The 661-nt window shown below is 57.0% G+C and carries 1 protein-coding gene; it reads left to right on the top strand.

Annotated features, from left to right (window positions below; translation table 11 throughout):
- Nucleotides 1-18: 18 nt before the first annotated feature.
- A partial coding sequence (locus A2J01_RS35560; RefSeq protein WP_331715368.1) for an AMP-binding protein occupies nt 19-661 on the top strand: 643 nt, incomplete at its 3' end.

Here is a 661-nt window from a genome sequence, read left to right as displayed (position 1 = left end):
GTCGGTGACGTCGAGGTCATGACTGTGTCTGAGCGTGCTTTGGTGCTCGAGTCGTGGAACGACACGTCTCGTCCGGTTGTGGGTGGGTTGTTGTTGGATGGTTTTGATTCTGTGGTGGGGGTTTGTTCGGGTTCGCGTGCGGTGGTGTGTGGGGATGTGGTGCTTTCGTATGGGGAGTTCGATGAGAGGGTTAATAGGTTTGCGCGTTATTTGATTGGTTTGGGTGTTGGGCCGGAGTCGTTGGTGGGGTTGGCTGTTCGGCGGTCGGTTGATTTGTTGGTTGGTTTGTATGCGATTGTGCGTGCGGGTGGGGCGTGGGTGCCGTTGGATCCTGATGCGCCGTCCTCGCGTAATGAGTATGTGTTGGATTCGGCTGATCCGGTGTGTGTGGTGTCGACGGAGCGTGATGGTTTCGTGGCGTCGGGTCGTCGGGTTGTGTGTGTGGATGTTGTTGATGTGTCTGGTTTTTCGGGTGCGCGGGTTTCTGATGTGGATCGGCGCTCGCCGTTGCGGGCGTCGAATACGGCGTATGTGATTTTCACGTCGGGGTCGACGGGTCGGCCGAAGGGTGTGGCGGTCTCGCATGCGGCGATTGTGAATCAGTTGGAGTTCATGCAGGGCGAGTATCGCTTGACGTCGTCTGATGTGTATTTGCAGAAGA

It is taken from the genome of Rhodococcus sp. EPR-134, assembly GCF_001647205.1.
Classification (GTDB): Bacteria; Actinomycetota; Actinomycetes; order Mycobacteriales; family Mycobacteriaceae; genus Rhodococcus_F; species Rhodococcus_F qingshengii.
Note: the sequence above shows the minus strand (reverse complement) of the source record. Positions and strands in the feature narration are given on the sequence as shown.